4 protein-coding genes and 1 pseudogene are annotated in these 1930 nt (G+C 46.9%); 2 read left to right on the top strand and 3 right to left on the bottom strand.

Features of this window, described 5'->3' with window-relative positions; all coding sequences use genetic code 11:
• Both Q0C15_RS04880 and cas2 read left to right on the top strand, forming a co-directional pair.
• Positions 1 to 215, top strand: a pseudogene (locus tag Q0C15_RS04880) (type I-B CRISPR-associated endonuclease Cas1); the annotation flags it as partial.
• A complete protein-coding gene (gene cas2 / locus Q0C15_RS04875; RefSeq protein ID WP_297216940.1) occupies positions 215 to 469 on the top strand; it encodes a CRISPR-associated endonuclease Cas2 in 255 nt (84 codons plus the stop codon). The pseudogene Q0C15_RS04880 and the gene cas2, both read left to right, overlap by 1 nt.
• Before the next feature lie 296 nt (positions 470 to 765).
• Here cas2 and Q0C15_RS04870 read toward each other — a convergent pair whose 3' ends face one another.
• The 3 genes from Q0C15_RS04870 to Q0C15_RS04860 all read right to left on the bottom strand — a co-directional run.
• Positions 766 to 1044, bottom strand: a complete 279-nt coding sequence (locus tag Q0C15_RS04870; RefSeq protein WP_297216938.1) for a hypothetical protein — start codon at positions 1042 to 1044, stop codon at positions 766 to 768.
• Positions 1045 to 1434: 390 nt separating this feature from the next.
• Positions 1435 to 1572, bottom strand: a complete 138-nt coding sequence (locus tag Q0C15_RS04865) for a hypothetical protein (RefSeq protein ID WP_297216935.1) — start codon at positions 1570 to 1572, stop codon at positions 1435 to 1437.
• A gap of 137 nt (positions 1573 to 1709) precedes the next feature.
• A partial coding sequence (locus Q0C15_RS04860; RefSeq protein WP_297216933.1) for a DUF1874 domain-containing protein occupies positions 1710 to 1930 on the bottom strand: 221 nt, incomplete at its 5' end.

The raw sequence follows: 1930 nt of genomic DNA, 5'->3' as shown, positions 1-1930 counted from the left end.
AGGAGGGCGACTTCGAAGAACGGGATGGCGGGGTTTACCTCAACGATACCGGCAGAACCAAATTCGTCTCGGCATATAGAGACAGGATGGAGTCCAGCCTGAAGGTTGGAAAGGGATATGCAACTTATGAAACCATAATTGGAGAGGAATGCTATAAACTGTTGCGTCATGTATCGGAAGGCAAGAGATACCGATCTTTCAGGATGTGGGACTGATGTACGCCATCTTAGTCTATGATGTTGACGAGAAGAGGGTTTCTAAGATCAATAAGTACCTGAAAAGGTACTTGATATGGGTCCAGAACAGTGTCTTTGAGGGTGAGATAACGGATGCATTGTTGAACGAAATGATGGATGGCTTGGACGAGCGGCTGAAAGAAGGCGACTCCGTGATATTATACAAATTCAAGACAAAGGGATATGTTGACAGATTCATAATAGGGGAGAAGAGGGATCTGAACGTCATATGATGCACTACTGGATCCGTAGATCATTGAGCAATGGTATGTTCGTGGATTTGTGTCATTATCGCTACATAATTTATTTATATCAGAAAATGTCGGTAAGGGTATTTAAATAAAGTCAAAAAATGAGGCTTACCGAAATTTTCAATTCTTTCGTTGGTAGATATCGTATTATACGATATTAATGTTGTATCTTATATACATTATATAATTATTCATGCTATAAATACATAAAACGGATTGGAAATCGTTATATACAGTATGGAGATAAGATCACAGACAACGGGTTTCAGAAATACTAGTTAGTATGGAAGTATTTTCTCCCAATCTATTTCCGTTTTCATTTTTTTCGTTTCAGAAATACTAGTTAGTATGGAAGTTTCGACCTCCCTGATGAACCTCTGCAGGTTCTCATGGGCATGGAGGGTTGCCCCATCCAGCCCATAGTGATCCCAGAGCTCTACTGGGGTCACTTTTGCCAACTCTCTCATGCAGGCATTGAAGCCTGCATGAGACATTTTCCCATCAGCTCTAAGCGCCCATGAAAGCGCCAGAGCCAATTTTAACTCTTCAGCGGTCATTCTTACCTCCGCCCTCTCGGGCAACAAAAGTATGTAACGCAAAAGGGGGAACCACCTTGCGGTGATCCCCCCTGCTGCGATAAAGAACCGGTCTCCATTGGACCGGCATGGCTACGCCGTTCCACAGTACTTCGCAGCCTGTATCCATCGTACAGGAGCTCCGTACAGCTTTGCGACGTATTTTCGCGGTGAGCTGATTCAACTGCCATCTGGATCCATCGTCCTCGTGGCTATCCTCAGCCCATCCCTCCGCTCAGCCATTGTTTGGGCTACAAAAAATGCAGACAGCGCAACCGCACAAGTTATGCACCAGCTTTACAGCCGGTCAGGAACTACCTAATGCCCGCGCATGCTTCCATGCGGGATGCTCCAGAGCGCGGCCTCTGGCGGTCAGGTTCGTCCTAAGCCACGCCGTCTGTTTCCGATCTCCATTGGATCGGCATGGCTACGCCGCTTCACTGAGCTTCCAGCCTGCATCCATTGCGCAGGCCTTCCACGCAGATCCACGGCGTATTTTCGCAGTAGCACAGTTCACCGGCCTTTAGTTCCATCGACCTACGGCCATCCCCATGCTATCCCTCTGCTCAGCCATATTGTTTGGGCTACTTTTTCAGTTAAGTGCTATTCGGCAATTAACTATTTAATCTTTTTTGGGCAACAAAAATTTACAGGGCGCTGGTCATCTCCAGCACCCCTAATTCAAATTTTAACTGACGGAGTTCTTCCTCCGTCAGCACTTTGCCTTCCGGCAACCTGTCCAGTAGCCGGAAGACTAATGCTTTATCGCCGGGCTGCATCCTTATCGCAACCCGGTTGACCGGTATAGAAAAACCGGTCAGATCTGAGAGCACCTTTGCGGTGCCCTCATGTCCTATGGCAGAGGTGA

Origin of the sequence: Thermoplasma sp. (assembly GCF_023256435.1) — an archaeon.
Lineage (GTDB): Archaea > Thermoplasmatota > Thermoplasmata > Thermoplasmatales > Thermoplasmataceae > Thermoplasma.
The sequence above is the reverse complement of the archived record's forward strand: the minus strand, read 5'-3'. Positions and strand labels throughout refer to the sequence as shown.

Excerpts from the sequence above, each read along its gene's own strand:
- cas2 (WP_297216940.1), top strand. The coding sequence starts at position 215 with ATGTACGCCATCTTAGTCTATGATGTTGACGAGAAGAGGGTTTCTAAG.
- Q0C15_RS04870 (WP_297216938.1), bottom strand. The coding sequence starts at position 1,044 with ATGACCGCTGAAGAGTTAAAATTGGCTCTGGCGCTTTCATGGGCGCTT.